The following is a 25,556-nucleotide window of genomic DNA, read 5'->3' as shown; positions in this document are numbered from 1 at the left end:
CCCCGCGCAGGCGGGGATCGAGTGCGGTAAAACCGTCATCCCCGCGCAGGCGGGGATCCAGTTTTTGTACGCTGACGGTAACGCGTGCACATTGGATACCCGCCTGCGCGGCGGTCCGCCGATGCGGCATGACGGATCAGCGGTTAGCGGTTAGCGGTTAGCGGTTAGCGGTTAGCGATGCTGGTTGATCGCATCGCGCGTTTCCAGCGCCACGCGCCGGGCCGCGCTGGCGAAGTCTTCGCCCGCCTGCGGCGCCGCGTACAGGATTGCCCGCGACGAGTTGATCATCATGCCAGCGCCAGCAGCGGTCTTGCCCGACTGTACGGTCGCAGCGATATCGCCGCCCTGGGCGCCGATGCCCGGCACCAGCAGCGGCATGTCGCCCACGATGGCGCGCACCTGCGCCAGTTCTTCAGGGTACGTGGCGCCCACCACCAGCGCGCACTGGCCGTTGCTGTTCCACTTGTCCGCCACCAGGCGCGCCACGTGCTGGTACAGCGGCTGGCCGCCTACGTCGAGAAATTGCAGGTCCGAGCCGCCCGCATTCGAGGTGCGGCACAGGATGATCACGCCGCGGTCGGCCCACTCCATGTACGGCTCCACCGAATCGGACCCCATGTACGGATTGACGGTGACTGCGTCGGCGCCGTAGCGGTCGTAGGCTTCGCGCGCATACTGGCGCGCGGTGGCGCCGATGTCGCCGCGCTTGGCGTCGAGGATCAGCGGAATGTGCGGGTACCGTTCACGCACGTAGGCGCAAATCTGTTCGAGCTGGTCTTCTGCCGACAGCGCGGCAAAATAGGCGATCTGCGGCTTGAACGAGCAGGCCAGGTCGGCGGTGGCGTCGATGATCTCGCGGCAAAAGTGAAAAATGCCTTGCGGGTCGTTCTGGAACTGCGCCGGCAGCTTGGCCATGTCGGGATCGAGGCCCACGCACAGCAGCGAGTCGTTGCTGGTCCACGCGGCGGACAGTTTGTTGATGAAATTCACGGCGCATCCTTGTAGTCTGTTGCAAACCCTCTATTGTAACGCGGCGATCTTCGACTGTTAAAATTTGCCCGTCATCCCTCTTCGAAAGCCGCACATGAAATTATCCGGAAAAGTCGCCATCGTCACCGGCGCCACCCAGGGCATCGGCCTGGCCTGCGCCCAGCGCCTGGTCGCCGAAGGCGCCAGGGTCATGCTGGTGGATATCAAGCCCGACGGCGCACAAGCCGCCGCCGCGCTCGGCAACGCCGCGCGCTTCTTCGCTGCCGACGTCAGCCAGAAAGTGGACGTGGACGCCATGGTGGCCGATACCCTGGCCGCGTTCGGCCGCATCGACATCCTGGTCAACAACGCCGGCGTGACCCACGCCGCCGACTTCCTCGACCTCACCGAAGACGACTTCGACCGCGTACTGCGCATCAACCTGAAATCGATGTTCCTGTGCGGCCAGGCGGTGGCGCGCGAGATGGTCAAGCAGCAAAGCGGCGCCATCATCAATATGTCGAGCGTGAACGCCGAGCTGGCCATCCCGAACCAGGTTCCATACGTGGTCTCGAAAGGCGCGATCAACCAGCTGACCAAGGTGATGGCGCTTAATTTGGTCCCGTACGGCATCCGCGTCAACGCCATCGGTCCCGGCACCATCCTGACCGAGCTGGCGAAACAGGCCGTGATGTCGAGCCCGGAAGCGCGCCACACGATCCTGTCGCGCACACCGATGGGCCGCTGCGGCGAGCCGGAAGAAGTGGCGTCGATCGCGGCGTTCCTGGCCAGCGACGACGCCAGCTATATGACGGGACAAACCCTGTACGTGGACGGCGGCCGGATGGCTCTGAACTACACGGTGCCAGTGAAATAACGCTATCAAAAGGAAGTTATGCGAAAAACTGATGTCTGGTATCTGAAACATCAATTAGACACATATCTAGGCAATGCCCATAATTACACCTGTCTCCACTATTCTCCTCCAAGAAAATAGTTTTAAGCCCGCTTTCACCAGCGGGCTTTTTTTTGTCCGCGATTTGGCTTTCTTGTGCGTTGTCATAACTGCGTCACATTGACCGCTTACACTTGATACATCTTGAGTACATGCAACCGATAGGCATGACTGAAGAAAGGTGCACTGGCATCCCGGTGCACCACTCCCCAATTCCTGTTGTGCGTGGTAAGGTTTGCTTTATGATCAAGCAAATTTTTCTTTCTTCCTCGCACGCACGCCTGCGTTACTGGACTGCCATTCTCCTGTTCCTGATGATACTGGTGCTGGGCTCCCTGCCCGGCGCCCGCCAGGACATCGGCCGGGTCGCCTCCGGCGTCCTGTTGCACTCCGTCGCTTATGCCGGGCTCACCTTCCTGCTGTTTACCGGTAGCACCGGAACACTGGTGCAGCGCGCTGTCAAATCCGTACTGACCATAGCCGTCATGGGCGCCCTGGACGAAACCGTGCAAAGTTTCTTTCCGTATCGCCACGGCGCTGTCTCGGACTGGCTGGTCGATTGCAGCGCTGCTGTCGTGGCCACCCTGGTCATGTGCGCCTTGTGGTCCCGCTATCGCATCCGGTCGACAGACTGATCTCCCCACTGGGGCCACTGCCGGTGGCCCGCACCACGTCCTGCCGCATTTGAGCCCGTTGCTCGGCCTGGGCCACGCGTACCAGGCTGTGCAATGCATGCGTCATCAAGTGTTTGCAACGGGGATCTTCCCGCTCCCCACAGGTTGAAAATATTAATTCTTCGATAATAGTATCTGTCACGCGTGTCAACATATCGATGTCCTTTAAAAGTAATACCGGACAATTATTGCCTGTGGGTAGCATGATTGAATTGATGTATATCAAGCGTCGGGACGCGGGCGTGAACCAAGTATGGCCTTACGGCTCTGACCTCTTTTAAACCCTTAACGGAGGCAGAGATGAACCGTGCAACTTTCGGCAAACAGGGCAAATGGACGGCAGCAGTGAGCATGCTGGTGATCGTGGGACTGGCGGGATGCGCCTCGGGTTCGATGGACGGTCGCAGTGCCAGCAGTGGCAGCGGCAGCGGTAACAGCGGCTACACCTCGAGCGGCAGCAGCAGCTCGGGCACCGCCGCCACCGGTGCCGGGCCGGGCGGAGGCGGCGGTGTGCCGGCAGCGGGTACTGCAGGGGCCGGCACTTCTGGCAGCACTGGCAGCATGGGCAGCACTGGCGCGGGTGCAGGCACCGGGACAAGCACCAGCGGTGGGCTCGGCAGTAGCAGTGGCGGCAGCACCGCCCAGGCCTCGTATGGCGTGGTGCAGTCGATCGATCCGCTGCCACGCAACATGGCGGGCACGAGCGGTGTGGGCGTCAGTGGCGCGGCGGCGGCTGGCGGCACCACGGGAGCGGGCACCGGGTCGGGCGCCACCACCGGCGAAACACCGTACCGCATTATCGTGCGCATGGACGATGGCACCAGCCAGAGCATCGTGGTCGATACCATGCCGTCATACAAGATCGGCGACCGGGTGCGCTACAGCAGCGGGGTACTGAGCACTTACTAACCCAGAAAGCTAGTACAGCTGTTCGACCTGGTAGCCGCGACGCTTGAGCAGTTGCGGCAGGCCGTCGTCGCCGATCAGGTGCAACAGGCCCACGCCCACGAACGCCACCTGGTCCTGCTGCATGATGCGTTCGATATTGGCGGCCATCTCCGGGTTGCGTTTGCCCAGCAGAACCCGCTGCATGAATTCGGCGGCAATCGAATCGCCGCTGGTGGCGGTGCGCCAGGCGGCCTGGATGCCGGGAATGTCGGCGGCGTTCCAGGCATCAATCAGCGCCAGCGACTTTTTCATCGCCGTGCCGCTTTCCAGGTCGGCCAGGCTTTCGAGCAGGTACTGCTCTTGCTGGCACGCGTCCAGCGTGTCGAACAGGCCCAGCTGGTACTCGGCGCTTTCCAGCTGGCGCACGGCCTTGTCCTGCTCCTTGGCGGCCGCCAGCAGCGCGTACTCCACCGCCTGGGCACGCTTGAAACCGCGCGCATCGAGTTCCACGCCTACCAGAAGGTTGGCGATCAGCCACGGTTTGAATTGCTGGACCGACTGCAAGGACATGCCGGCCCTGGCCAATGCGGGCGCCAGTTTCTGCAAGGTTTGCGGCTGCACATGGTTTTGCAGCTTTTCGCCAGCCGCATAACGGCCGTGCAGCGCCATGGCTTTCTGGAACGAGGCGTTTTCGCGGATGTCGAGTTCGATCACCAGCGCCTTGGAGTCGAGCAGCGCACGCGAAGCTTGCGCATCGAGCGGGTAAAAGCCATCCTTGCCGACATGGATGGTGCCGAACAAATAGCTGGTCTTGCCGTCCAGGGTGACCTTGTACAGCTGCCCACGGCGCGGCAAACTCGCTTCGCTCAGGCCGGCTGCGTCGGCTACCTGCGCAAACAGGGTAATCATCAATACAAATAAGGCAATCATTTTGACAGGCATGCGGATTCCCGACGATGACAGGGGATGCCATCGAAATAACATTATTTAGTGGAATTTGGAGCGATGCGGCGGTCTGCCGTTCTGTTTCCCATAATAAAACAGGAGCGCGCCCTGGAAAAACTATTTGTGACTTCAGGCGAGCTAAGCGTCTGATTTCATACACTTTAATGGCAGCTCGACAAGAGAACTGCTGGCTGAATAACCATAACGAGTGTGGGGACCAGGTTGAAACTGTCGGTTACGGCCCGATATGGTTTGCATGATCCCATTTTCCATCCTCGACCTTTCGCCGATCGCCGAAGGCAGCAACGCTTCCGCATCGTTCCGTAACACCCTCGACCTCGCCCAGCATGGCGAACGCTGGGGGTTCCAGCGTTACTGGCTGGCTGAACACCACGGTATGCCCGGCATTGCCAGTGCCGCCACGGCAGTGCTGCTGGCGCACGTGGCGGGCGGCACGTCCACCATCCGCGTGGGCGCCGGCGGCATCATGCTGCCGAACCATTCTCCGCTGGTGATTGCCGAGCAGTTCGGCACACTGGAAGCGCTGTACCCGGGCCGCATCGACCTGGGCTTGGGCCGTGCGCCCGGCTCCGACCAGACCACGGCGCGCGCCCTGCGCCGCAACCTCGAGTCCGATTCCGACGCCTTCCCGCAAGATGTACTGGAACTGCAAGATTACATGAGCGACACGCCGCGCCAGCGCGTGCTGGCCGTGCCCGGAAAGGGCGCCAAGGTGCCGCTGTGGATACTCGGTTCGAGCACCTTCGGCGCGCAACTGGCTGCGCACCTGGGCTTGCCGTTTGCGTTTGCTTCGCACTTTGCACCGTCGATGATGCAGCAGGCGATTGCGCTCTACCGCAGCAATTTCCAGCCGTCAGCCCAGCTCGACAAGCCGTACGTGATGCTGGGCTTTAACGTATTTGCCGCCGATACCGACGAGGAGGCGCATTTCCGTGCGACGTCGATGCAGCAAGCGTTCGTCAACCTGCGCACCGGCAATCCCGGCAAGCTGCAGCCGCCCAAGGCCGGCTACCTCGAATCGCTGGGGGTTGCCGAGCGCACCATGCTCGACTCGGTGCTGTCGTGCACGGCCATCGGCGCGCCCGACACCGTGCGCCAGCGTTTGCAGGAATTCGTTGCCCGCACCGGCGCCGACGAGTTGATGATTACGTCGCAAATCTTCGACCACCAGCACCGGCTGCGCTCGTACGAGATCACGGCCGAGGTGCACCAGTCTATTAAAAAGGACGAAGCCGGATTCGCTTAAACGCCATCCCGCCAGCAGCAAATACTGGCTCGCTGTAGAATTGCCGCCTTTTCAAAAAAGGAGCAATTCCCCGTGAGCCAGTCCCACGCCCAGCAAGAACTTACTCCCGGCATGGTCTGGTTGTTTGCCGTCGCGACCGGCTTAATCGTCGCCAACCTGTATTACGCCCAAACCCTGATCGGCCCCATCAGCCGAGACACCGGCCTCGATCCCGGTGCCGCCGGCCTGATCGTCACCCTCACCCAGCTCGGCTATTGCCTCGGCCTGCTGTTCATCGTGCCGCTCGGCGACCTGGTGGAAAACCGCCGCCTGATTTTCATCTCGCTGGTGCTCTGTGCGCTGGCCCTGCTCGCTGCCGCCGTGGCTGCGCATCCACTGGTGTTCCTGGCGGCCGCGTTGTGCATCGGCCTCGGTGCGGTTGCCGCGCAAATCATCGTGCCGTTCGCGGCCCACCTGGCACGCCCCGAAGAACGCGGCCAGACCGTGGGCAAGGTCGTCAGCGGCCTGCTGATGGGCATCATGCTGGCGCGCCCGGTCGCCAGCCTGGTGGCCGACGCATTCAACTGGCACGCCATCTTCGTGCTGTCGGCGGTGGTCACCATCGCCCTCGCCTTTTTGCTGCGCGCGCGTCTGCCGCAGCGCCAGCCCGAAGGCGGCATGCATTACTTCACCCTGCTGGGTTCGATGTGGCACTTGCTCAAGACCACGCCCATCCTGCGCCGCCGCGCCGCCTACCAGGCGTGCATGTTCGGCGCGTTCAGCCTGTTCTGGACCTGCGTGTCGCTGGAATTGACGGGACCGAATTTCGGTATCAGCCAGAGCGGCGTGGCGATCTTCGCGCTGGCCGGGGTGGCAGGCGCCATCGCCTCGCCGATTGCCGGCCGCCGCGCAGACCAGGGCAAGAGCCGCTCCACCACCTTGATCGCCCTGCTGCTGGGCGCGCTGGCTTTTGCAGTGCCGCTGGTGGTCGATGCCGGCCGCATCGCCAACCTGGCCATCCTGGTCTGCTGCTCGATCGTGCTCGACGCCGGCGTCTCGGCCAGCCTGGTCACCGGCCAGCGCGCGATCTTCTCGCTGCCGGCCGACGTGCGCAGCCGCCTGAACGGCTTGTACATGGCGCTGTTCTTCATGGGCGGCGCGATCGGCTCGTCGCTGGGCGGCTGGATGTTCGCCCACCACGGCTGGCACGGCGTGCTGCTGACGGGCCTGGCGTTCCCGTTGATCGGGCTCTGCGTGTTTACCACCGAGCCCCGCAACTAATCAGGGCTTGAGGTTAATGTAGGTGGGCGCATCACGATCGGTGGTGAGCCAGCCATCGACCAGCTTCAATTCGGTCACCTGCAGCGAACTGCGCTTGTTGTCCGGCACGCCCGGGTGGACGAAGTAGAACAAATAGGCGCGGTCGTCGCTGATCACCACTTCCGGGTGGTGGCCGCCGTTCTGGTCGTCGGCACCCTTGCCCGGCTTGTCCAGCAGGCTGTGCGGCTGGCGGCTCCAGGTCCGGGCGTCGTCCGAGCGGTAGGCGCCCAGGCCGGCATTGCCGAGCAAATCGGTCAGCAGCCAGTACTTCCCTTTCCACGAGAATGGCAGCGGCGCCTCGCCGCGGTCGTGCGGCAGGTGTGCCGATCCCTGGTCGGTCCAGTTGTAGAGATCCTTGCTGTCGGCGTAGTACATCGACTTGCCGGTGGGCTCGTTGTTGTACCACATGCGCCAGGTGCCATCCTTCAGCCGCAGCACGCCGGCGTCGATCACGCGGTCGCTGGCAAGCTTGAGCGTGCTTTCATATTTCCATTGCTTGAGGTTGGCGCTGGTGAGGTGGACGATGGCGCGCGGATGCTTCCAGTCCTCGAACACGCCCGGCACCACGGTCAAATACATATGGTAGGTGTTCTCGTGCTTGAGCACGGCCGGCGCCCAGTAGGTGGCGGTGCCATTCGTATTCGGAATGTCCTTCGGGAAATCGACCGTACCGCGATAGGTCCACGCGCGGCCGTCGAGCGACTCGGCCACGCCGATCGGCGTGCCATGTACCCAGCTCACGCTCGACAAGCCCGGCACATTGGCGCGGCGGTTGGTATAAAACATCTTCCACTTTTTCTCGGCGTCGTCGTAGATGATGGCCGGATCGGCCGCGCCGTCGTACACGGGGTCGCGGAATAACGGTTTCGGCGCCGGGATCTGCATGCTGCCGTCAGCGCCGTATGCCAGTTCGGTCATCAGGATCGAGCGCCGGTGATCACCGCCGCCCGGCAATACCTTGTCGTGGTAGAACAGCAGCGACTTGCCGTCGCGCTCGAGTATCGCGTGGTGGTTGGTGGAGATTTGCAAAAAGTCGATCAGCACGCCGCGATACGTAAACGGCCCCAGCGGCGAGGCGCCGGTGGCATAGACGATCTGCCCGGGCCAGCCGGTCGAAAACGAAAAGTAATAGGTGCCGTTGTGCTGGTGCAGGAACGGCGCTTCGCCATAGCCGGTCTTGGCCGGGAAGTTGTTCACGACGACGTTCTTGATGCCGCCAACGGTGGTCTTCAGGTCGGCCGACAATTCGACCACTTTCGGTACGCGGGTGCCGAAGTACAGGAACACGCGGCCATCCTGGTCGCGGAACACGGCCGGGTCGATCGGCTCGTCGCCGGCGTTGGCGTCACGCGGCGTCTCCACCAGCGGCTTGCCGATCAGGTCGACGAACGGGCCGAGCGGATTGTCGGCCACGGCGATGCCGATCTGCTTGCCGCCGACCGGCGCGAAAAAGTAATACTTGCCCTGGTGCTCGAAGGCCTCGGGCGCCCAGGCCTTGGCGTCCGCGCTGGCCCACTTGAAGATATTGGCCGGCAGGATGGGGCCGTGGTCTTCCCAGCTGGTGAGGTTGCTGGACGTGAGCACGCGCCACGAGGTGGAATCCCAGTATTTGCCCGAGTTGTTCTGGTCGTCGGTGGCGTACACGATGTACTGGCCGGCGAAGTAATGAGGCGACGGGTCGGCGCTGAAGTTTTGGGTCAAGAGCGTCTGGGCGCTGACGGTGGATGCCAGCGCAGCCACGGCCACGGCCAGGAATAGGCCTGCAAATGCGCGATTCATGGGGTCTCCATTTTGGTGTTATGGAGGCTATGGTAGGGCTGGTTGTTGGTATGACGCTATGAATTTATTGGCAGCAGGTATAACAAAACCAGAGCGAGGGAATTGGATCCCCGCCTGCGCGGGGATGACGGATTTCCAGCCAGCGGCAAGAGGGACGTCATTCCGCATCGGCAGACCGCCGCGCAGGCGGGAATCTAATTTTTACTTCACGTTACGCGGCTTGGCAAACGCGTCGCCCGCATTCCACTCCGGCAGCTTCGGCTGGTTGGCGATGATGCGGCCCAGGTTGAGCGTGTATTGCGCGGTCTGCACCATGCCCGACAGGTCCCAGCTGGCATCGTATTCGTCGCTGGCCTGGTGGTAGCGCTTGCCATAAGCCCTGGCCTTCTCTTTCGAGCCGGCCGGGTCCTTGATGTACTCGCCGCCCGACTCGATCGAAAACGCCGGTACGCCATTCTTGGCAAAGCTGAAGTGGTCGCTACGGAAATAGCCGCCGGCCAGGTCCGGTTCTGCCTTGGCGATATGCATGCCCATCGCCTTGGCTGCCGTTTCTGCCATCTTGCCCAGTTCGGTGCGTTCGCTGCCCTGGGTGCCGATGTCGCGCGTGGCGCCAACAAAATTCAGGCTGTCGAGGTTGAGGTTGGCGGCGGTTTTCGCCAGCGGCCACAGGGGCGCCGACGCATACGCTGCGCTGCCCAGCAAGCCCTGCTCTTCGGCCGCTACCCACAGGAACATCTGGCTGCGTTTAGCCGGTGCACGCCTGGCCTCCTGCGCCATCGCCAGCAACGCTGCCGACCCGGAAGCATTGTCCACCGCGCCGTTGAAGATGGTGTCGCCACTCTCGCCTTGCTTGCCCAGGTGGTCGTAGTGGGCGCTGTAAATCACCACTTCGTCCTTGAGCTTGGGATCGGTCCCCGGCACCACGGCGGCGATATTGAACTGCTCGACCTTGCGCACGGCCGCCTTCATCTCGCCGTTCACCCTGGCTGCCAGCGGCACCGGCTTGAAGTCGGCGCGCTCGGCGGCAGCGCGCAACGTGTCAAGGTCCTGGCCGGCGGCCTTGAACAGGGCGCGCGCGGTGTCGTCGGTCATCCAGCCCTGCAAGGCCGTGCCCAACGTACCGGCGGCCAGCTGGAAACGTTCCACGCCGGACCAGCTGTTCTGGATCACGCTCCAGCCGTACGACGCGGTCGGCGTGGTGTGGATCAGGATCACGCCGGCCGCGCCCTGGCGCTTGGCTTCTTCGAATTTATAGGTCCAGCGGCCGTAGTAGGTCAGGCCCTTGCCATTGAAACGGTTCGGCTGCTCGGCGGTCGGTTGCGGGTCGTTGACCATCGCCACCAGGATCTTGCCCTTCAGATCGACGCCCTTGAAGTCGTCCCATTTTTCATCGTCGGCCTTGATGCCGTAGCCCACGAAGACCAGTTCGGCGCTCAGCTGGTGCACGGCAGTGGCGTCGCCGGGTGCGAATACCCAGTCCTTGCCGAAAGCAGCCGGCAGTGCCTGGCCGTTCGCTTCCAGTTTCAGGGTACTCTCTGCAGGCAGGGTCTTGATGCCGGCGATCTGCACCGACTGGCGGAAGCTGTTGCCGTTGCCGGGCGCGAGACCCAGCGCCTGCGCCTGGGTTTCCAGGTATAGCGCGGCCAGGTCGGCGCCGCGCTGGCCGGTGCCCCGGCCTTCGAGCAGATCGTTGGACAGGAAAGCGAGGTGGGCGCGCAGCGGCGCTTCCTGCACGGTGGGTGCGGTGGTGCTGCTGGCAGCATATGCAGGGAATGCCAGCGCCAGGCTCATGGCCAGGGCGGAAGCAACGAAGGAAGGTGTCATTTTGTGCATGATGTCCTGAGGTGTGGGTCGCGGTGCGGTCTGAATTTGCCGCGCGCACATTGTATGACATTTGGTCACCCTGCCAGACTGCACCGGTCGCGCTAAAATGACGGCATGAAAGACCGCAACTACATCGGCCGCTTCGCGCCCTCGCCCACCGGCCCGCTCCACATCGGCTCGCTGGTGGCCGCCATGGCCAGCTACCTCGACGCCAAGGTGCATTGCGGCCAGTGGCTGGTGCGCATCGAGGATGTCGATGGGGACCGCAACGTGGCCGGCGCCGATGAGCACATCCTCGCTTCGCTGCAACGCTGCGGCATGGCCTGGGATGGCGACGTCACCTGGCAAAGCCGGCGCACCGACTTCTACGACGCCGCGTTGCGCCAGCTGGGCGACCTGGTCTACCCGTGCGGCTGTTCACGGCGCGAGATCGCCGATGCGCAACTGGCGCTCAGCGGTCGCCAGGCGCAGGCGCTGATCTACCCTGGCACCTGCCGCCATGGCCTGGCGCCCGGCAAGAGCGCGCGCGCCCTGCGCCTGAAAGTGCCGCAGTCGCCGCCGTGCGTGATCGCCTTCGACGACCGCTGGGCCGGCCACGTCAGCCAGGACCTGACCGACGAGGTGGGCGACTTCGTGGTCAAGCGCGCCGACGGCTTCTGGGCCTACCAGCTGGCGGTGGTGGTGGACGATGGCGCGCAAGGCATCACCGACATCGTGCGCGGCGCCGACCTGCTCGACTCCACGCCGCGCCAGCTCTACCTGCAACAAGTGCTGGGCCTGCCGCAGCCGAGCTACCTGCACGTGCCGGTGGTCGTGAACGACGTGGGCGAAAAATTGTCCAAGCAAACCGGCGCCCAGGCCTTCGATACGGGCGCGGCGCCGGAAGTCTTGCTGACGCAAGCGCTGCTGCCGGCGGCGCGCTTTCTGGGCATGGAACTGACCGCCGCTTCGATCGACGATTTCTGGCGCCAGGCAGTGCCGGCATGGAAAAATGTCCTGATGGATACGTGCGCCGGCATGCGCTGAATTTCTTCTACACTGTAGCGATGGAAATCGAACTCAAACTGCTGCTTGCCGAAGAGCACAACGACACCCTGGTGGCGCTGCCCCTGCTGGCCGACCACGCCGATGGCGCCCCGCGCCGCCAGCACCTGTCCGCGCATTATTTCGACACGCCCGACCTGCACCTGCTGCGCCACGGCGCCGGCCTGCGCGTGCGCCAGGAAAATGGCCTGTGGATCCAGACCATGAAGGCGGGCGGCAGCGTCCAGGGCGGGCTGCACAGCCGCAACGAGTGGGAATGCCCGGTGGAACGGCCGTGGCCGCAACTGGGCAAGCTGCGCAAGCTGGTCGGCAAACAGGAACACACAGAAACCTGGCAGCACATGCTGGCCGCGCCCGAACTGAAGGAACGGCTCGAAGCGCTGTTCGTGGTGGAAGTGGAACGCCAAACCTGGGATCTCGACATCGAAGGCAGCCGCATCGAACTGGTGCTCGACCACGGCTACATCGAACGCCATGGCCGCCAGGTGGCCGTCAACGAAATCGAGCTCGAACTCAAGGACGGCGATCCGGCCGCGCTGTTCTCGTTCGCGCTGGCGCTGCATGAACATATTCCGCTGCGGGTCAGCAATATCAACAAGGCCCAGCGCGGCTACCAGCTGTGCCGCGAAACCGGTACCGGGCCGTACCGCGCCAAGGCGCTCACGCTCGATTCCGACGCCACCGTGGCGCAGGCGCTGCAAGCCATCCTCGGCAACTGCCTGCAACAGATCCAGAACAACGAACAAGCCATCATCGACGGCGACGACCCGGAAACGCTGCACCAGATGCGCGTCGGCCTGCGCCGCCTGCGCTCGGCACTGAAACTGTTCGACGACGTGGCGCCGTGCCCGCCCGCCCTGGCAGCCGATATTTCCTGGCTGAATGGTGAACTGGGCGCTGCGCGCGATGCCGACGTGCTGCTCACCGACACCCTGCCGCTGGTGCAAGCCAATCCCGGCGGCAAACATGGACTGATGGCGCTGCAACAACTGGCGCTGGACGCCGCGCAAACCCACCGCAAGACGGCCGCGCAAGCGCTGCTGTCGCCGCGCTACACGCAATTATTGTTGAGCATGGGCGTGTGGAAGCAACACCTGTCCACCGACGTGCCCGATGCGCCGCTGGCCGACTTTGCCCAGGCCACGTTGCAGCGGCTGCACAAGCGGCTGTTGAAACGCGCCGAGCGCATGGACGAGGCCGATCCGGCCTCGGTCCACAGCACCCGCATCGCGGCCAAGCGTGGCCGCTACGCACTGGAGTTTTTCCATGCCCTGTACCGCGAAAAACCGGCGCGCCAGTACCTGAAAGCGCTGGCGGCAATCCAGTCGGCGCTGGGCCAGCATAACGACCTGGTGGTGGCGGAGGCGCTGCTGCTGGAGATGGCCGAGCAGCATCCGGATGCGCTGGACGCGATCAGTTTCGCGCGCGGCTACCTGCAGGCGCTGCAGGGGCGTGAGCCGATCGACCTCGACGCCATCCGCACCACCTTGCAGGCCTTGCGGCTGCCGCGCCTGCACTGATTTATTTTTGCACCGGTTTGGCCACCACGGCCCAGTTCACCACCGTCTTGCAACCCGCCTGCTGCACGGCGGCCAGCGCATCGTCCGCTTCGGTCGTGGCCTGGGCGTATTCCTTGTTGCCTTCGATCTTGAAGTGCAATTGCGGCCGGGTAGAGCTGGCCATCTTCGACAGCACCGGTGCAAAGCCCCGTTCTGCCAGCAAGTGGCGGCATGGCGCCAGCGCTTTCAGATCGTCCGATTCGAGCCGGATGGTCAGGGTCCAGCGCTCGACGATGCCGTGCACGGCCAGGCCGGGATCGGGCAGCATCAGGTTCGATGGCAAGGTGGCGGCGCTGGCAGTGGCCAGGGTGCAGGCCAACAATGCGGCCAGGGACAATCGACGGTACATCGGCATTCCTAAAAATGAAATCAAGCCGCCATGGTAGCACCTTGCCCTAGCTGCGCAGGATCGGATACAGCGACGCCAGCAGCAGCAACGCCATGCAGACATTAAAGATGCGCACCGAGCGCGGGTCTTGCAAAAAGCTGCGCAACACCACGCCGAACAGCGCCCACGACCCCACGCACACGAAGCCGATCACCAGGAATACCAGCGCCAGCAAACCGACGTCGGCCAGCTGCGCGTGCGGCGGCAGGTAGGTGCTCATGGCGCTCAGGATCATCACCCAGGCCTTGGGGTTGATCCACTGGAAAGCCGCCGCGCCCCAGAACCCCAGCGGCTTCGAGAGCCGGGCCTGCTCGGCGCTCATCGGCGCGGCGTGCGCCAGCTTCCACGCCAGCCACAGCAGGTAGATCGCGCCCAGGTACTTCAGGATCAGCTGCAACATCGGCACCGCCTCGAACACGGCCTGCAAGCCGAAGCCGATCGCCATCACCATGAACGAGAAGCCGCCGCAAATGCCGAACAAATGCGGCAGCGAGCGCCTGAAGCCATAGTTCAGGCCCGAGGCCAGCATCATGGTGTTGTTGGGGCCGGGCGTGATGGAACTGGCGACGGCAAAGCCGCACAGCGGCAGCAGCAGATCGGGGGACATGGCATTTCCTGACAAGAATTTCAGTCATTGTACGCGCAGGTGTACTGCGGTGTACCAGTACAATCCTGCAATATCCACCGCATACTGTACTGTCAAAACTGCCATCACACCTTCTTGCGCCGACCCAGCAATTTATAAACACTTTCCAGCTCGCGCGCCACCAGGTCCTGTCCTTTTTCGATCACGAACTCCTGGAACGAGGCCGCCACCTTCGGGATGGGCTGATCGGTCAGGTGCATGATCTGCCAGTCCGCTTCGACCGGGTTGCCGGCCATCGGCAGGATCGCCAGCAGGCCCGCCTCGAACTCCAGGCCGCACGCGTGCACCGACAAGAAGCCCAGTCCCAGGCCGGCCGACACCATGCGCTTGATCGCCTCGTTGCTCGACACTTCGGAGCCGAATTCGAGCGGGTGGCCGGCGTCGCGCAGCAGCCGTTCGACGGCGGTGCGGGTACCCGAGCCGCGTTCGCGCACCATCAGGTTGGCCCCCTTGATGTCGGCCAGCGTGAGACGCTTCTTCTTCATCAGCGGGTGCGCCGGGCTGGCCACGAACGCCATCGGATGGCGCGCGAAGCGGGCCGCGTTGGTACGCAGCTCGCGCGGCGGCGTGCCCATGATGGCCAGGTCGATCTCGTGGCGCGCCAGCATGCTGATGATCTCGGCGCGGTTGCCCACCTGGAGCTTCAGGTGCACATCGGGGCGCTTCATCGTAAACGGCACCAGCAACGGCGGCAGCAAATGCTCGGCGGTGGTGACCGCGCCGATGCGCAGGGTGCCGCTGGTAACGCCCTGCAGCGCCGCCAGTTCTTCCTCGGCCTGCTGCCACAGGCGCAGCATGCGTTCGGAAAAATCGAGCATCACCTCGCCCGCCGCCGTCAGCTGGATATTGCGCCCCACCTTGCGCGTGAGCGCGATGCCGGCGATGTCCTCCAGCGTGCGCAGCTGCAGCGAAATGGCCGGCTGGGTGACATGCATGGCGTCCGCCGCACGCGAGACACTCTCGTGTCGCGCCACCAGGATCAGCGATTGCAACTGGCGGAAACTCGGGTATTGCATAAGCCCATCCTTATCAATAACTAAAAATCTTTAATTTTTCTTTTGTTCATACTACCGTTATATTGGCGGGATTGACACAGTTTAGCGAGGTAAGCCATGAGCATAGACGTGATCTTCCTGGGCCTGGACGGCGTGCTGTTCGACACCGAAACCGCCCACCTGGCCGCCTGCAACGCTGCCTTTGCCGGCGCCGGCCTGTCGCTATGCTGGGACGCGCGGGCCTTGCGCCACGCTGTCGCCACTCACGGCTATGCCCGCGCCATCGACGGCGCCCTGCCACCCACCATGCCCGCGCGCGACCGCAAGCGCGCCGCCGACATGGTGGCGGACAAGCACCGCGAATTCCACCACGCGATCGTCACCGCGCCACCGAAGGCACTGCCGGCAGCGCTCGCGCTGATCGACGCTGCGATTGCCGACGGCTGCAAAATTTGCATCCTGACCGACCTGCCGGCAGCCACCGCGTCCGCGCTGCTGTCGAACGCCTTCGGCACTGACGTCAACAGCCGCTTTACGGTCGTGACGGGCGGCGCCAGTTTCGACGCTCCCGCCGCCACCGGACCGTATGCCCGCGCATTGCACGCCATCGGCGTACAGGCGTCCGACGCCATCGCCATCGATGCCGGCGCACCGGCGTTGCTCGCAGCGGAGAGCGCCGGCCTGTGGACCGTCACTATCGCCCCGGCCAGGCACGGCGCCGACGTGGTGCGTCCGCGTCAGTTCATCACCTACGATGCGCTGCGCGAACTGCACGCTAGTCCGTACAGCCACCTGGCACCGTCACCGTCCCCGGCACCGGCCGCCGCACCACGCAAGCTGGCCGCCTGATCGCCCGCCGACGGTCCGGCGCAAGGACAGGCTTATAATGGTTTCATGAATACGATCAACTCCCTGAGCCGCACCGGCATTGCCGCCAGCACCACCTCCGCCACCGTCAAGCCGGCGGCCGGCGCCACGGCGGGCGGCGCGCGGGCGGCCGACTCCACCGTGGTGTCGCTCGGCGCGCAGCAGCCAGCCGGCCCCACCTTCGTGTGGGAAAACCGCACCCGCAGCACGGCGGCGGTGATGATGGCGCAAAACTTCGGCAACGAGCCGATGGCCGGCCGCCTCAAGGGACTGGGCGCAGAATTGCTGCGCCAGGTGGCATATGACGGCCAGGATTTCTCGCAATCGATACAGCGCGCGCCCGATGGCGTGCAAGCCGATACCTACGACATGCTGGTGGCGCCCACGCAGGTGTCGCAGCACGGCATGGGCGACAACCGCATCGCGCTCACCATCACCACCCGCAGCGGCGTGAAGCTGGAGCTGGCGCTCGACGCCGGCGACAACAGCGTGGCGATCAAGGCCCAGGGCGACGGCAAACTCAATGACACCGAGCGCAAAGCGCTGGGCAAGCTGGCCGACGCCTTCCAGCAAGCCGTCGATGGCATCACCGAAGATCCGCCGCGCATCGACCTGGCCGGCCTCACGCAATTTGACCAGGGCGCGCTGGCGTCGGTGGACCTGAAGGCATCGATCAAGCTCAATCCGAGGGAAACCCAGAAGCTCGACTTCCACGCCGACGGCGCGGGACGGTCGGTCAGCATCGACGGTCCATCCGGCTCGGCCAAAATTGGCGTCGATCTCACCCAGCCCGCCGCCTGGGGCAGCAAGGAGCAGCAGGCCAAGGCGCTCGACCGCTATGTCCAGCAGGTGGACCAGGCGAGCGGCCGCGGCCAGGCCCGGGGCGCCATGCCGGCCATGTTCAAGGACGCCTTCATCGGCATGAACAGCAGCTATGGCACCCCGGCCGTGCCGCCTGCGCCGGACCGGATGCTCGGCGAGCGCGACCAGGCGCTGACCACCGGCCTGGCCGACTTCAACGCGTCGTTTTCGCTGCCCGACGTCGCGTCCAATCCGGCGCGGCCGTCCGAGAAGGACAGCTTCTCGTACGAGCTGTCGCAGAAGACGCAAATCTCGGGCAAGTCGGCGTGGGACCTGTCGGTCTCGCAGCAACAGCAATCGCGCCTGAAGGCCAGCTATCACCAGCCGGTCAAGGCCGGGGCCACGCTGGCGCTGGACCTGTCGTCCAATTCGCAGAACTACAAGTACGTCACCATCGACGATACCGCCAGCAGCAACACCAGCTTCAAATACGACCGGGGCCTGCTGGCCAAAGCCAGCCACGAGATGCAGGCGGCCCGCTCGACGCGGGTACTGGAGGTTATGTTCGGCAAGGTCACGGACGATCACACCACGCCCGAGGGCAAGTCGTCCTCGCGCGACCTGATGGCGGAACTGAAAGGCGACGTGCTGCCCACCGGCGCCTGGGAACGCGCGCAGGCGCTGGACGCCATCAACGACAGGATCTTCCTGCAAGCGAACCCGGATGCCATCGCCGATGAACCAGCCTGAGTATCTCGCTATCCTGGCGGCCTATAACGCCGACATGAATCGCCAGGTGTATGACGCTGCCGCGCGCCTGCCGCCGGGAGAATTCACCGCCGAACGCGGTGCCTTTTTCGGCTCGCTGGCCGGCACCCTGAACCACCTGCTGGCCGGCGATACCATCTGGCTCGGGCGCTTTGCCGGGTTTCGCCCCGCCTTTACCGCGCTGGCAGGCGTGCGCGACCTGCCGCAGCCGGGCGGCCTGGCGCACCGCTTCAGCAACGACCTGGGTGTGCTGGGCGCCCAGCGCCAGCAGCTCGATGCGATGATCACCGCCTGGGCGCCGCAGGTGAGCGCCGACGACCTGGCGGCCACGTTCGAGTATCGCAGCACGCAGGGCGGCACCTATCGCAAGAATTTCGGCCTGGTGGTCACCCATTTCTTCAACCACCAGACCCACCATCGCGGCCAGGCCAGCACCCTGCTCTCGCAGGCCGGCGTCGACATCGGTACCACCGACCTGATCGCCTGGGTGCCGGAGCTGGTGCCCGGGTAGCCATCACAACACTGAGCATTTGATTTCCATCGCGAAAGTATGGTTGTGCCAGCCTTGCGCGCGTCATATACTGCACTGCAACATATTCACTACATTCCCAAGGAAGGTCATGTCCCTCGCATACCGCGCCACCGCCGATTTCGCCAAGCTCAATCACCCGATGCGGGTGCCGCTGTCGGCCGAAATCCATTCCCGCCCGTTCCTGCAATTGCAGGCGCCGGAAAGCCTGACCCATTTCGCGCTGTACGTGCAGCAGGACCATCCTTCGCAAAAACTGCACCGCAGCACCCAGCACGAGATTTTGCAGCAGCTGTGCGCGCACTACGGCGTGGCCGCGCCGGGTCCGCAGGCGCGCTACTTCTTCCACGACTTCGGCCGCTTCCGCATGAAGTGGGAGTGCCATACCGAGTTTGCCACCTTTACCTTCGTCGAGCGGGCCGATACCGATCCCGACTTCCGCCAGTCGTTCCAGAAGGTGCCGCTGCAGCACGTGCCGCAGGAGTGGCTGGCCGGCCTGCACGGCAAGATCATCGTCGCCGCCCACGTGCTGTTATGTTCGGGCGTGGAAGGCAGCGACAAGACCGAGGCGATTGCCGCCCTGTTCCAGGGCAAGTCGCTGGTCGGCAGCAACGTCGCCGGCGCCGCCGAGGTGTGGACCGACTTCCTGATCCAGCCCGACGGCTTTAGCCGCTTCGTGGTGCGCGACATGGGGCTGCGCGAGTTCCAGTCAGGCCGCCTGGTGGGCCGCCTGCTGGAAATCGAAACCTACCGCATGATGGCGTTACTGGGGCTGCCCAATGCCGAGGCGTCGCAGCCGCTGTTGAACGGTATCGAGGGCGAATTGGCCGACCTCACGGCCACGCTGGTGCAGGCCGACCTGCCGGCCGAGGTACGCATCGACGCGCGCGAGGAAGGCCACCTGCTGCACCACATCACCAGCCTGGCGGCGCGGCTGGAAAAAATCTCGGTCAACAACAGCTATCGCTTCGCCGCGTCGCAGGCGTATTTCAGCCTGGTGCAGGCGCGCATCCACGAGCTGCGCGAAGTGCGCATCTCCGGCATCCAGACGCTGGCCGAATTCATGGGCCGCCGCCTGGCGCCGGCCATGCACACGTGTACTTCGGTAGCGCTGCGCCAGGAAGCGCTGGCCAAGCGTATCGGCCGCAGCAACGACCTGCTGCGCACCCGCGTGGGCATCGAGCAGGAAGGCCAGAACCGCAAGATCCTGCAATCGCTCGACGCCCGCGCGGCCCAGCAGCTGCGGCTGCAACAGGCGGTGGAGGGCTTGTCGGCGGTGGCCATTTCGTACTACACGCTGGGACTGATCGGCTACGCCGGCAAGGCCATGAAGGCGGGCGGCCTGGCGGTGAACCCGGACATCCTGCAAGGCGTGGCGGTGCCGGTGGTGATCGCGGCCGTATGGCTGGGACTGCGCCGCGTGCACCATCACATCGCCGAGCGCAGCGCCGCCGGCGCGCGCACGGCGTGAGCAGCTGCTATACCGGGATGACGGGCTGCGGGTAGAAGCGGTCCGTTAAAAAATACGCAATGCGCTGCTGCGTCTCTTCCAGGTAGGGGATGTTGATGTGGTTGGAGCCGGGCACCGTTTCATCGGCCTGCAAGGTGCCCAGTTTTTGCACCAGGAGGTCGGTGTGCGCATGCGGCACGATGTCGTCGTGCTCGGAACGCAGCACGTACACGGGCGCGTTGATCTTCTCGGCGTATTTCACCGACTCGAACTTGTGGCGCAGTACATACTCCACCGGCAGCGTGCGGAACTTGCGCTTGGCGATCGCCAGGATCGAATCGTAGGGCGTGATCAGGACCATGGCGCACGGCTCCCGCTCCATGGCCACCTGCACCGCCACGCCGGAACCGAGACTGCGCCCCACCACCGCCATGCGCCTGGGATCGATGTCGCGGCGGTTGGCCAGCCAGTCGTAGAGCATGCGGCCGTCTTCGACGAAGTGGGTTTCGGCCGGATCGCCGTGCGAGTTGCCGTAGCCGCGGTAGTTCACCGCCAGCACCGACATGCCGGGGAACAGCTTGCCGGCGTCGCGCGCCACCCACGAGACTTCCTCCGAACGACCACCGAAATACACCACGCCAGGATGGGGACCGGCCAGGCGCGGCGTCATCAGCCAGCCGGACAGGCGGGTGCCATCTTTGGCGCGGATGACTACCGCGCGCGTACGGTGCCCGGCGCTGTAGGGCTTGAGCACTTCGCGCCGGCTGCCCAGCGGGTTGAACAAAAGGCGGTTCTGGCTCGCTGCCACCGCAGCCGTCAAGCCCAACCACAACACGCTCAGAATGCCGGCCACGCCGGCGACTTTTTTAGAATGCTTCATACCGATACTTTACACTTTTTGCCGGGACCATGAGCGTACCTGGACACTGCACGGGTCTTGCTGATGGGAGAGGCCGGTATCGGTATAATCGGCGCTTCCTCGTTCTCGCGTGCGCACCATGAAACCGGCCATCGTCCTGCTCCACAGTTCCATGAGTTCCAAGGCCCAGTGGGCCGCCCTCTCGGCGCAGCTGGCCGACAGTTACCGCTGCATCCCGCTCGACCTGCTCGGCTACGGCGCCGCGCCCTTCCCTGCCGGCGCCGGGCCGGATTATGTCCACACGCTGGCGCACGAAGCGGCAGCGGTCAACGCCGCGCTGGCCGCCGCGCTGGCGCCCGACGAACCATTCCACCTGGTGGGCCACTCGTACGGCGGCGTCACGGCGCTGCACCTGGCGCGCCACATGCCTGAACGCTTGCTGTCGCTGGCGCTGCACGAGCCGGTGGCGTTCCACCTGCTGGCCGCCGACGATCCGTCCAAGGTGGAAATCACCGGTGTCGTCGGCACCATTCTTGGCGCGCCGAGCGACCGCGACGCCACCCGCATCTTCATCGATTACTGGAACCGCCCCGGGTCGTTCGACGCCGCGCCGCCAGCCGCGCAGGACAAGATGATCGCGATGATCGCCAAGGTGAAGCTGGACTTCCAGGCGCTGCTGGGCGAGCCGGTGGGGTTTGCCGACCTGGCGGACCTGCAGGTGCGCACGCTGGTGATGGCCGGCCAGCACAGCCCGATTTCCACGCGCGGCCTGGCGCCGCAACTGGCGGCGGCGCTGCCGAACGCCACGGTGCTGGAGACGCGCGGCGCGCACATGGGGCCGATCACGCACGGTGATGCCATTAACCCGGTGATCGCCGCGTTCATCGCCGCCTGATCGTTGCCCGATCGCCGCCTGATGGGAGCTTGACTGGTGACGGCCGGCGTCTTGGCCGGACCGGTCAGGACAGCCGCAACGGCGCCCCGCGCTTAGCCATCTTGCCCTGCTGGTCACCCCGGCTGCTGTCGGCTACCGTGAACTGTCCCACCTGCGCCAGCAGCGCCTGCGCCTGCTCGCGCATGCTGGCGGCGGCAGCGGCGGCCTGCTCGACCAACGCCGCATTCTGCTGGGTCATTTCGTCCATCTGGTTGATGGCCTGGTTGATCTGCTCGATGCCATCGCTTTGCTGTTCGCTGGCCAGCGTGATCTCGCCCATGATGTCGGCCACCTTGCGCACGCTATCGACCACTTCGCCCATGGTCTGGCCGGCCTGGTCCACCAGCTTGCCGCCCGCGTCCACCTGGCCCATCGAGTCGTCGATCAGCGTCTTGATTTCGCGCGCGGCCGAGGCCGACCGCTGCGCCAGGTTGCGTACTTCCGAGGCCACCACGGCAAAACCCCGCCCCTGTTCGCCCGCGCGCGCCGCCTCCACCGCAGCGTTGAGCGCAAGGATATTGGTCTGGAACGCGATACCGTCGATCACGCCGATGATGTCGGCCATCTTGCCGGAACTGGCCTTGATCGAACCCATGGTCGCCACCACCTGGCCGACCACGGCGCCACCACGGGCAGCGACGTCGCTGGCCGACAGCACCAGCGCGTTGGCCTGGCGTGCATTGTCGGCATTCTGGCGCACGGTGCCGGTCATCTCTTCCATCGAACTGGCGGTTTCCTCGAGCGCCCCTGCTTGCGCCTCGGTGCGCGCCGACAGGTCGGCGTTGCCGGCTGCGATTTCCTGCGCGGCCACGGTGATGGTGTCGGTAGACAGCCGCACCTCGCCGACCAGTTGCGACAGGTTGCCGTTCATCTGGCCCAGCGCGTCGAGCAACTGGCCGGTTTCGTCGCGAGCCTGGTTGTCGATTTGGGAGGTCAGGTCGCCGGCTGCCACGCGGCGCGCCACCGCCACCGCGCGTTCCAGGGGCGCCACCACCGAACGTCCCAGCAGCACCGCCAGCGTACCGCCCAGCAGCACGATGGCAGCAGCGAGCAGCAGCATCAGGTTGCGGCTCGCGTCGTTGATCTGTTCGATCTCGCTGGCGGCGGTTTCGATCTGGCGGCGCTGCTCCTTGAGCAGCGCTTCGGCGGAAGCCAGGTAGGCCACGCTGTTGGGCACATAGACGTCGCGCATACGCTGCTGCGCCTCGTCCAGGCGCCCTTCTTTCTTCAGCGCCAGGATGCCATCGCGAGCGCCCAGAAAAGCCTTGCGCCGTGTGCCGATTTCAGCGAACAGCGTCTTCTCGACCTCGGTATCCATCATGGCCTCGACCTGCTTTTGCAGCGCGGCCGAAGAATCGGTGGAGGCCTTGATGCCTTCGGCGAAATAGCCGCCCAGGCTCATGTCGGTGCTGATGATGATGGCCGTGGTGCGTGGAATGGCCGCATACATATTGCGATACCAGTCCTGCAACAGGCGCTCGGTGACCATCGGTTCGGCCACCATCTGCTGGGTGGCAGTGGCCACCTGGTGCAGGCGGGCGATGCTCACGCCGATGGCGACCACCGCCAGGAAAAGAATGCTGGCAAAGCCGAAGGCGAGCCGGAGCTTGATGCTGAGGTTACTGAAAAAATGGCGCAAAAAAAGATAACCCTGAGAAAAGACTGAAAGTGGCACACCGAGATGTGCCTTGGGGCAATTATCATAGCGCTAAACGCGCCATTTTGGTGCATTTCAGTAATTCTCTGTTATTTTTGTCCTACTTGAGCTGACAACCCCGCATCGAACTGACGTCTTTCACCTGGCGACAGCGCCAGCGGCCGCACCTTGTCGCCATAACGCACGCGACCTGCGCCAGTGCCGGCATGGCGACGGATGGTGGCGGCAGTGAGCCGGCCATTGCGCCATGCGATATCGACCTCGTAGCCGCCGCGCGCGCGCAAGCCCTGCACCGAGCCGTTCTTCCACGCCGCCGGCAACGCCGGCAGCAAATGCAGCTCGCCGTTGTGCGACTGCAGCAGCATCTCGGTGATCGCCGCCGTGGCCCCGAAGTTGCCGTCGATCTGGAACGGCGGGTGCGCATCGAACAGGTTGGCGTAGGTGCCGCCGGCGTTGTTCACTTCCGTGCCCTGCCCCTTTTGCAGCGCGGCGCGCGCACCGGGCTTGGCCAGCTGGCCACGCAGCATGGTGTGCGCATGGTCGCCATCCCCCAGCCGCGCCCAGAAGGCGATCTTCCACGCCATCGACCAGCCGGTGCCGGCGTCGCCCCGGCTCTGCAACGACACGCGCGCGGCCGCAGCCAGTGCCGGCGTGGTGCTCGGCGAAATCTGCCGCCCCGGGAACAGGCCGAATAAATGCGACACGTGGCGATGGGTGTCGCCCGGCTGGTCGAGCACCGGGTCGCTCTTTTTCTCGTCCATCCATTCGAGCAGTTGGCCCCAGCTGCCCACGCGCGGCGCCACCAGCCGGTCGCGCAACGCCGCCACCTCGGCACCAAAGACGTTATCACCGAGCACCCCGGCCGCTTCGGCCGTATTGTTGAACAGGTCCCAGATGATGGCCTGGTCGTACGTCACGCCGTCTTCGATCGGCCCGTGCTCGGGCGACCAGCCCAGCGGCGCCACCAGCCGGCCATCGGGCAGCACCTTCAGATAGTCCTGCCAGAAGTGCACCGCTTCCTTCATGATCGGATACGCCACGTCGCGCAGGTAGGCCCGGTCCTGGGTGAACGCGTAGTGTTCCCAGAAGTGCTGGGCATACCAGGCGTTGCCGGTCTTGTTCCAGATATAGCCCATGGCGCCGAACGGGTTCGACTCGGTGCGCAGGGTCCAGCCGCGTACCGGCTTGCCGCTCGAGGTGACAAACGTCTCTTCGCGCTGCACGGCTGCGCCGCTCAGGTCCGGCGCAGCCATCAAGACCGAGTCCGGGTTGGCGATGGACTTGGCGGCGGTGTCGGCGATCAGGCGCCGGTACACGGGCGCCACACCCTGCACGAAGTTCAAAAAAGGCAGCGCGTGCTCGGACAGGTTGGCCGTCTCCGCCGGCCAGTAATTCATTTGCACGTTGATGTTGGTGTGATAGTCCGAATTCCACGGCGGCGACAGGCTGTTGTTCCACAGCCCCTGCAAATTGGCCGGCAGCGAACCGCGCGAGCTCGAGATCAAGAGGTAGCGGCCATACTGGTAGAACAGCGCTTCGAGTTCCGGATCCATGCCTTGCGCGGTATAGGTTTCCAGGCGCCGGTCGGTGGGCAGTGCGCGCCGTGCCGCAGATGCCGTGCCGAAGTCCACGCGCACGCGATCGAACTGGGCGCGGTAGTCCTGCTGGTGCGCAGCCAGCAGCGCCGGCCACGCAGGCGCCGCTGTCACTTGCGCAGCCACCCGGGCCTGCGGCGGCGCACCCTGGAATTGTTTGGCGGCGTCGAGCACGTAACTGGTGCCCGCGCCGAGTATCAGTGTCACGGCATCGCAGCCCGTGAAAGTGATCTTGTTGCCGTCGATGGCGATCTTGCCGCCCTCGTTGCGCACTTGCACCTGGCTGGCGTAGTCCATCGCGTTCGATGACGGCGCCGGGCCCTTGCCGCGCAAGGAACCGATGGCGGTAATGCGGTCGCCACTGGCCTCGATGCGCGCCTGGTGCATGTCGGCCAGCTCGATCGAACCGGTGTGCTGGCCCCGCCGATCTGCCGACAGGCGCACGGCAATCACCTGGGCCGGATAGCTGGCCAGGGCCTCGCGCTGGAAGGTGACGCCATTGTGGGTGTAGGTGACGCGGTGGACGCTGCGGCCGATGTCGAGCTGGCGCCCGTAAGCGGTGGCTTTTTCATGGCCCGGCAGGTTGATGAACACGTCGCCGAACGGCTGGTACGCGCCCATCACCTTGTCGTCGCCGGTCCACAGCGTGATGTCGTTGAACTGGATCCGTTCGCGCGCCAGCTGGCCGAACAGCATGGCGCCGATGCGGCCGTTGCCGATCGGGAGCGCTTCACGCTCCCAGCCAGCGTCGGTGCTGGGCGCCGGCTGCTGGTAGCGCAAGGTCAAATCTGCGGCAGGCGCCGTCCCGGCAAGTGCTAAGGACAGCGCCAGCCACGGCGCCGCCCTGGTCAGGAAATTGAACAA

Annotated in this window: 22 protein-coding genes; 12 read left to right on the top strand and 10 right to left on the bottom strand. The window is 64.7% G+C overall.

Features of this window, described 5'->3' with window-relative positions; translation table 11 throughout:
• Nucleotides 1-171: 171 nt before the first annotated feature.
• On the bottom strand, nucleotides 172-990 hold the full coding sequence (gene pyrF, locus J2X54_RS16145; protein WP_310182028.1) for an orotidine-5'-phosphate decarboxylase: 819 nt from the start codon (nucleotides 988-990) through the stop codon (nucleotides 172-174).
• A gap of 94 nt (nucleotides 991-1,084) precedes the next feature.
• On the opposite strand from pyrF, the gene J2X54_RS16140 reads away from it, so the two are divergent.
• The 3 genes from J2X54_RS16140 to J2X54_RS16130 all read left to right on the top strand — a co-directional run bounded on the left by J2X54_RS16140 (nucleotide 1,085) and on the right by J2X54_RS16130 (nucleotide 3,507).
• A complete protein-coding gene (locus J2X54_RS16140; protein ID WP_070250429.1) occupies nucleotides 1,085-1,846 on the top strand; it encodes an SDR family NAD(P)-dependent oxidoreductase in 762 nt (253 codons plus the stop codon).
• Between the two features lie 320 nt (nucleotides 1,847-2,166).
• On the top strand, nucleotides 2,167-2,559 hold the full coding sequence (locus tag J2X54_RS16135; protein WP_070250519.1) for a VanZ family protein: 393 nt from the start codon (nucleotides 2,167-2,169) through the stop codon (nucleotides 2,557-2,559).
• 339 nt (nucleotides 2,560-2,898) lie between these two features.
• Complete coding sequence (locus tag J2X54_RS16130; protein ID WP_310182026.1) at nucleotides 2,899-3,507, top strand: hypothetical protein; 609 nt, start codon at nucleotides 2,899-2,901, stop codon at nucleotides 3,505-3,507.
• A 9-nt stretch (nucleotides 3,508-3,516) separates the two neighbouring features.
• Here the strand turns inward: J2X54_RS16130 and J2X54_RS16125 are convergent, their stop codons facing one another.
• Nucleotides 3,517-4,428: a TraB/GumN family protein gene (locus J2X54_RS16125; RefSeq protein ID WP_310182025.1), complete on the bottom strand. Its 912-nt coding sequence runs from the start codon at nucleotides 4,426-4,428 to the stop codon at nucleotides 3,517-3,519.
• A gap of 259 nt (nucleotides 4,429-4,687) precedes the next feature.
• On the opposite strand from J2X54_RS16125, the gene J2X54_RS16120 reads away from it, so the two are divergent.
• Both J2X54_RS16120 and J2X54_RS16115 read left to right on the top strand, forming a co-directional pair.
• Nucleotides 4,688-5,698 (top strand): LLM class flavin-dependent oxidoreductase, encoded by a 1,011-nt coding sequence (locus J2X54_RS16120; protein ID WP_310182023.1) that lies wholly within the window; start codon nucleotides 4,688-4,690, stop codon nucleotides 5,696-5,698.
• Between the two features lie 111 nt (nucleotides 5,699-5,809).
• Nucleotides 5,810-6,958: an MFS transporter gene (locus J2X54_RS16115; protein WP_310182088.1), complete on the top strand. Its 1,149-nt coding sequence runs from the start codon at nucleotides 5,810-5,812 to the stop codon at nucleotides 6,956-6,958.
• Here J2X54_RS16115 and J2X54_RS16110 read toward each other — a convergent pair whose 3' ends face one another.
• Nucleotides 6,959-8,776: a family 43 glycosylhydrolase gene (locus J2X54_RS16110; RefSeq protein ID WP_310182021.1), complete on the bottom strand. Its 1,818-nt coding sequence runs from the start codon at nucleotides 8,774-8,776 to the stop codon at nucleotides 6,959-6,961.
• A gap of 201 nt (nucleotides 8,777-8,977) precedes the next feature.
• Nucleotides 8,978-10,609 (bottom strand): M28 family peptidase, encoded by a 1,632-nt coding sequence (locus tag J2X54_RS16105; RefSeq protein WP_310182018.1) that lies wholly within the window; start codon nucleotides 10,607-10,609, stop codon nucleotides 8,978-8,980.
• A gap of 105 nt (nucleotides 10,610-10,714) precedes the next feature.
• Here J2X54_RS16105 and gluQRS point away from each other — a divergent pair, with 105 nt between their 5' ends.
• Both gluQRS and J2X54_RS16095 read left to right on the top strand, forming a co-directional pair.
• Nucleotides 10,715-11,626: a tRNA glutamyl-Q(34) synthetase GluQRS gene (gluQRS, locus tag J2X54_RS16100; RefSeq protein ID WP_310182015.1), complete on the top strand. Its 912-nt coding sequence runs from the start codon at nucleotides 10,715-10,717 to the stop codon at nucleotides 11,624-11,626.
• Nucleotides 11,584-13,164, top strand: a complete 1,581-nt coding sequence (locus tag J2X54_RS16095) for a CHAD domain-containing protein (protein ID WP_310182012.1) — start codon at nucleotides 11,584-11,586, stop codon at nucleotides 13,162-13,164. The genes gluQRS and J2X54_RS16095 overlap by 43 nt, the downstream gene beginning before the upstream one ends.
• A gap of 1 nt (nucleotide 13,165) precedes the next feature.
• Here the strand turns inward: J2X54_RS16095 and J2X54_RS16090 are convergent, their stop codons facing one another.
• The 3 genes from J2X54_RS16090 to J2X54_RS16080 all read right to left on the bottom strand — a co-directional run bounded on the left by J2X54_RS16090 (nucleotide 13,166) and on the right by J2X54_RS16080 (nucleotide 15,253).
• Nucleotides 13,166-13,552 (bottom strand): hypothetical protein, encoded by a 387-nt coding sequence (locus tag J2X54_RS16090; RefSeq protein WP_310182009.1) that lies wholly within the window; start codon nucleotides 13,550-13,552, stop codon nucleotides 13,166-13,168.
• 46 nt (nucleotides 13,553-13,598) lie between these two features.
• Nucleotides 13,599-14,198, bottom strand: coding sequence for a LysE family translocator (locus J2X54_RS16085; protein WP_070250414.1), 600 nt, complete (start codon nucleotides 14,196-14,198; stop codon nucleotides 13,599-13,601).
• A gap of 104 nt (nucleotides 14,199-14,302) precedes the next feature.
• Complete coding sequence (locus tag J2X54_RS16080) at nucleotides 14,303-15,253, bottom strand: LysR substrate-binding domain-containing protein (protein ID WP_070250412.1); 951 nt, start codon at nucleotides 15,251-15,253, stop codon at nucleotides 14,303-14,305.
• A 96-nt stretch (nucleotides 15,254-15,349) separates the two neighbouring features.
• Between J2X54_RS16080 and J2X54_RS16075 the strand changes: the two genes are divergently transcribed.
• The 4 genes from J2X54_RS16075 to J2X54_RS16060 all read left to right on the top strand — a co-directional run bounded on the left by J2X54_RS16075 (nucleotide 15,350) and on the right by J2X54_RS16060 (nucleotide 19,668).
• Nucleotides 15,350-16,081 carry an HAD family hydrolase gene (locus J2X54_RS16075; protein WP_310182002.1) on the top strand — a complete coding sequence of 244 codons (732 nt, stop codon included), beginning with the start codon at nucleotides 15,350-15,352 and terminating at the stop codon, nucleotides 16,079-16,081.
• A gap of 45 nt (nucleotides 16,082-16,126) precedes the next feature.
• Nucleotides 16,127-17,650: a hypothetical protein gene (locus tag J2X54_RS16070; RefSeq protein ID WP_310181999.1), complete on the top strand. Its 1,524-nt coding sequence runs from the start codon at nucleotides 16,127-16,129 to the stop codon at nucleotides 17,648-17,650.
• Nucleotides 17,637-18,179 (top strand): DinB family protein, encoded by a 543-nt coding sequence (locus J2X54_RS16065; protein ID WP_404990923.1) that lies wholly within the window; start codon nucleotides 17,637-17,639, stop codon nucleotides 18,177-18,179. The genes J2X54_RS16070 and J2X54_RS16065 overlap by 14 nt, the downstream gene beginning before the upstream one ends.
• Nucleotides 18,180-18,288: 109 nt before the next feature.
• Complete coding sequence (locus tag J2X54_RS16060) at nucleotides 18,289-19,668, top strand: DUF3422 domain-containing protein (protein ID WP_310181995.1); 1,380 nt, start codon at nucleotides 18,289-18,291, stop codon at nucleotides 19,666-19,668.
• A gap of 7 nt (nucleotides 19,669-19,675) precedes the next feature.
• Here the strand turns inward: J2X54_RS16060 and J2X54_RS16055 are convergent, their stop codons facing one another.
• Nucleotides 19,676-20,527: an alpha/beta hydrolase gene (locus J2X54_RS16055; RefSeq protein WP_070252355.1), complete on the bottom strand. Its 852-nt coding sequence runs from the start codon at nucleotides 20,525-20,527 to the stop codon at nucleotides 19,676-19,678.
• 118 nt (nucleotides 20,528-20,645) lie between these two features.
• Between J2X54_RS16055 and J2X54_RS16050 the strand changes: the two genes are divergently transcribed.
• Nucleotides 20,646-21,401 (top strand): alpha/beta hydrolase, encoded by a 756-nt coding sequence (locus J2X54_RS16050; RefSeq protein ID WP_310181992.1) that lies wholly within the window; start codon nucleotides 20,646-20,648, stop codon nucleotides 21,399-21,401.
• Between the two features lie 64 nt (nucleotides 21,402-21,465).
• Here J2X54_RS16050 and J2X54_RS16045 read toward each other — a convergent pair whose 3' ends face one another.
• On the bottom strand, nucleotides 21,466-23,079 hold the full coding sequence (locus J2X54_RS16045; RefSeq protein WP_310181991.1) for a methyl-accepting chemotaxis protein: 1,614 nt from the start codon (nucleotides 23,077-23,079) through the stop codon (nucleotides 21,466-21,468).
• A gap of 107 nt (nucleotides 23,080-23,186) precedes the next feature.
• Nucleotides 23,187-25,556, bottom strand: coding sequence for a glycoside hydrolase family 95 protein (locus J2X54_RS16040; protein WP_310181988.1), 2,370 nt, complete (start codon nucleotides 25,554-25,556; stop codon nucleotides 23,187-23,189).

Origin of the sequence: Duganella sp. 3397, assembly GCF_031456625.1 — a bacterium.
GTDB classification, from domain to species: Bacteria; Pseudomonadota; Gammaproteobacteria; order Burkholderiales; family Burkholderiaceae_D; genus Rugamonas; species Rugamonas phyllosphaerae.
The sequence above is the reverse complement of the archived record's forward strand: the minus strand, read 5'-3'. Positions and strand labels throughout refer to the sequence as shown.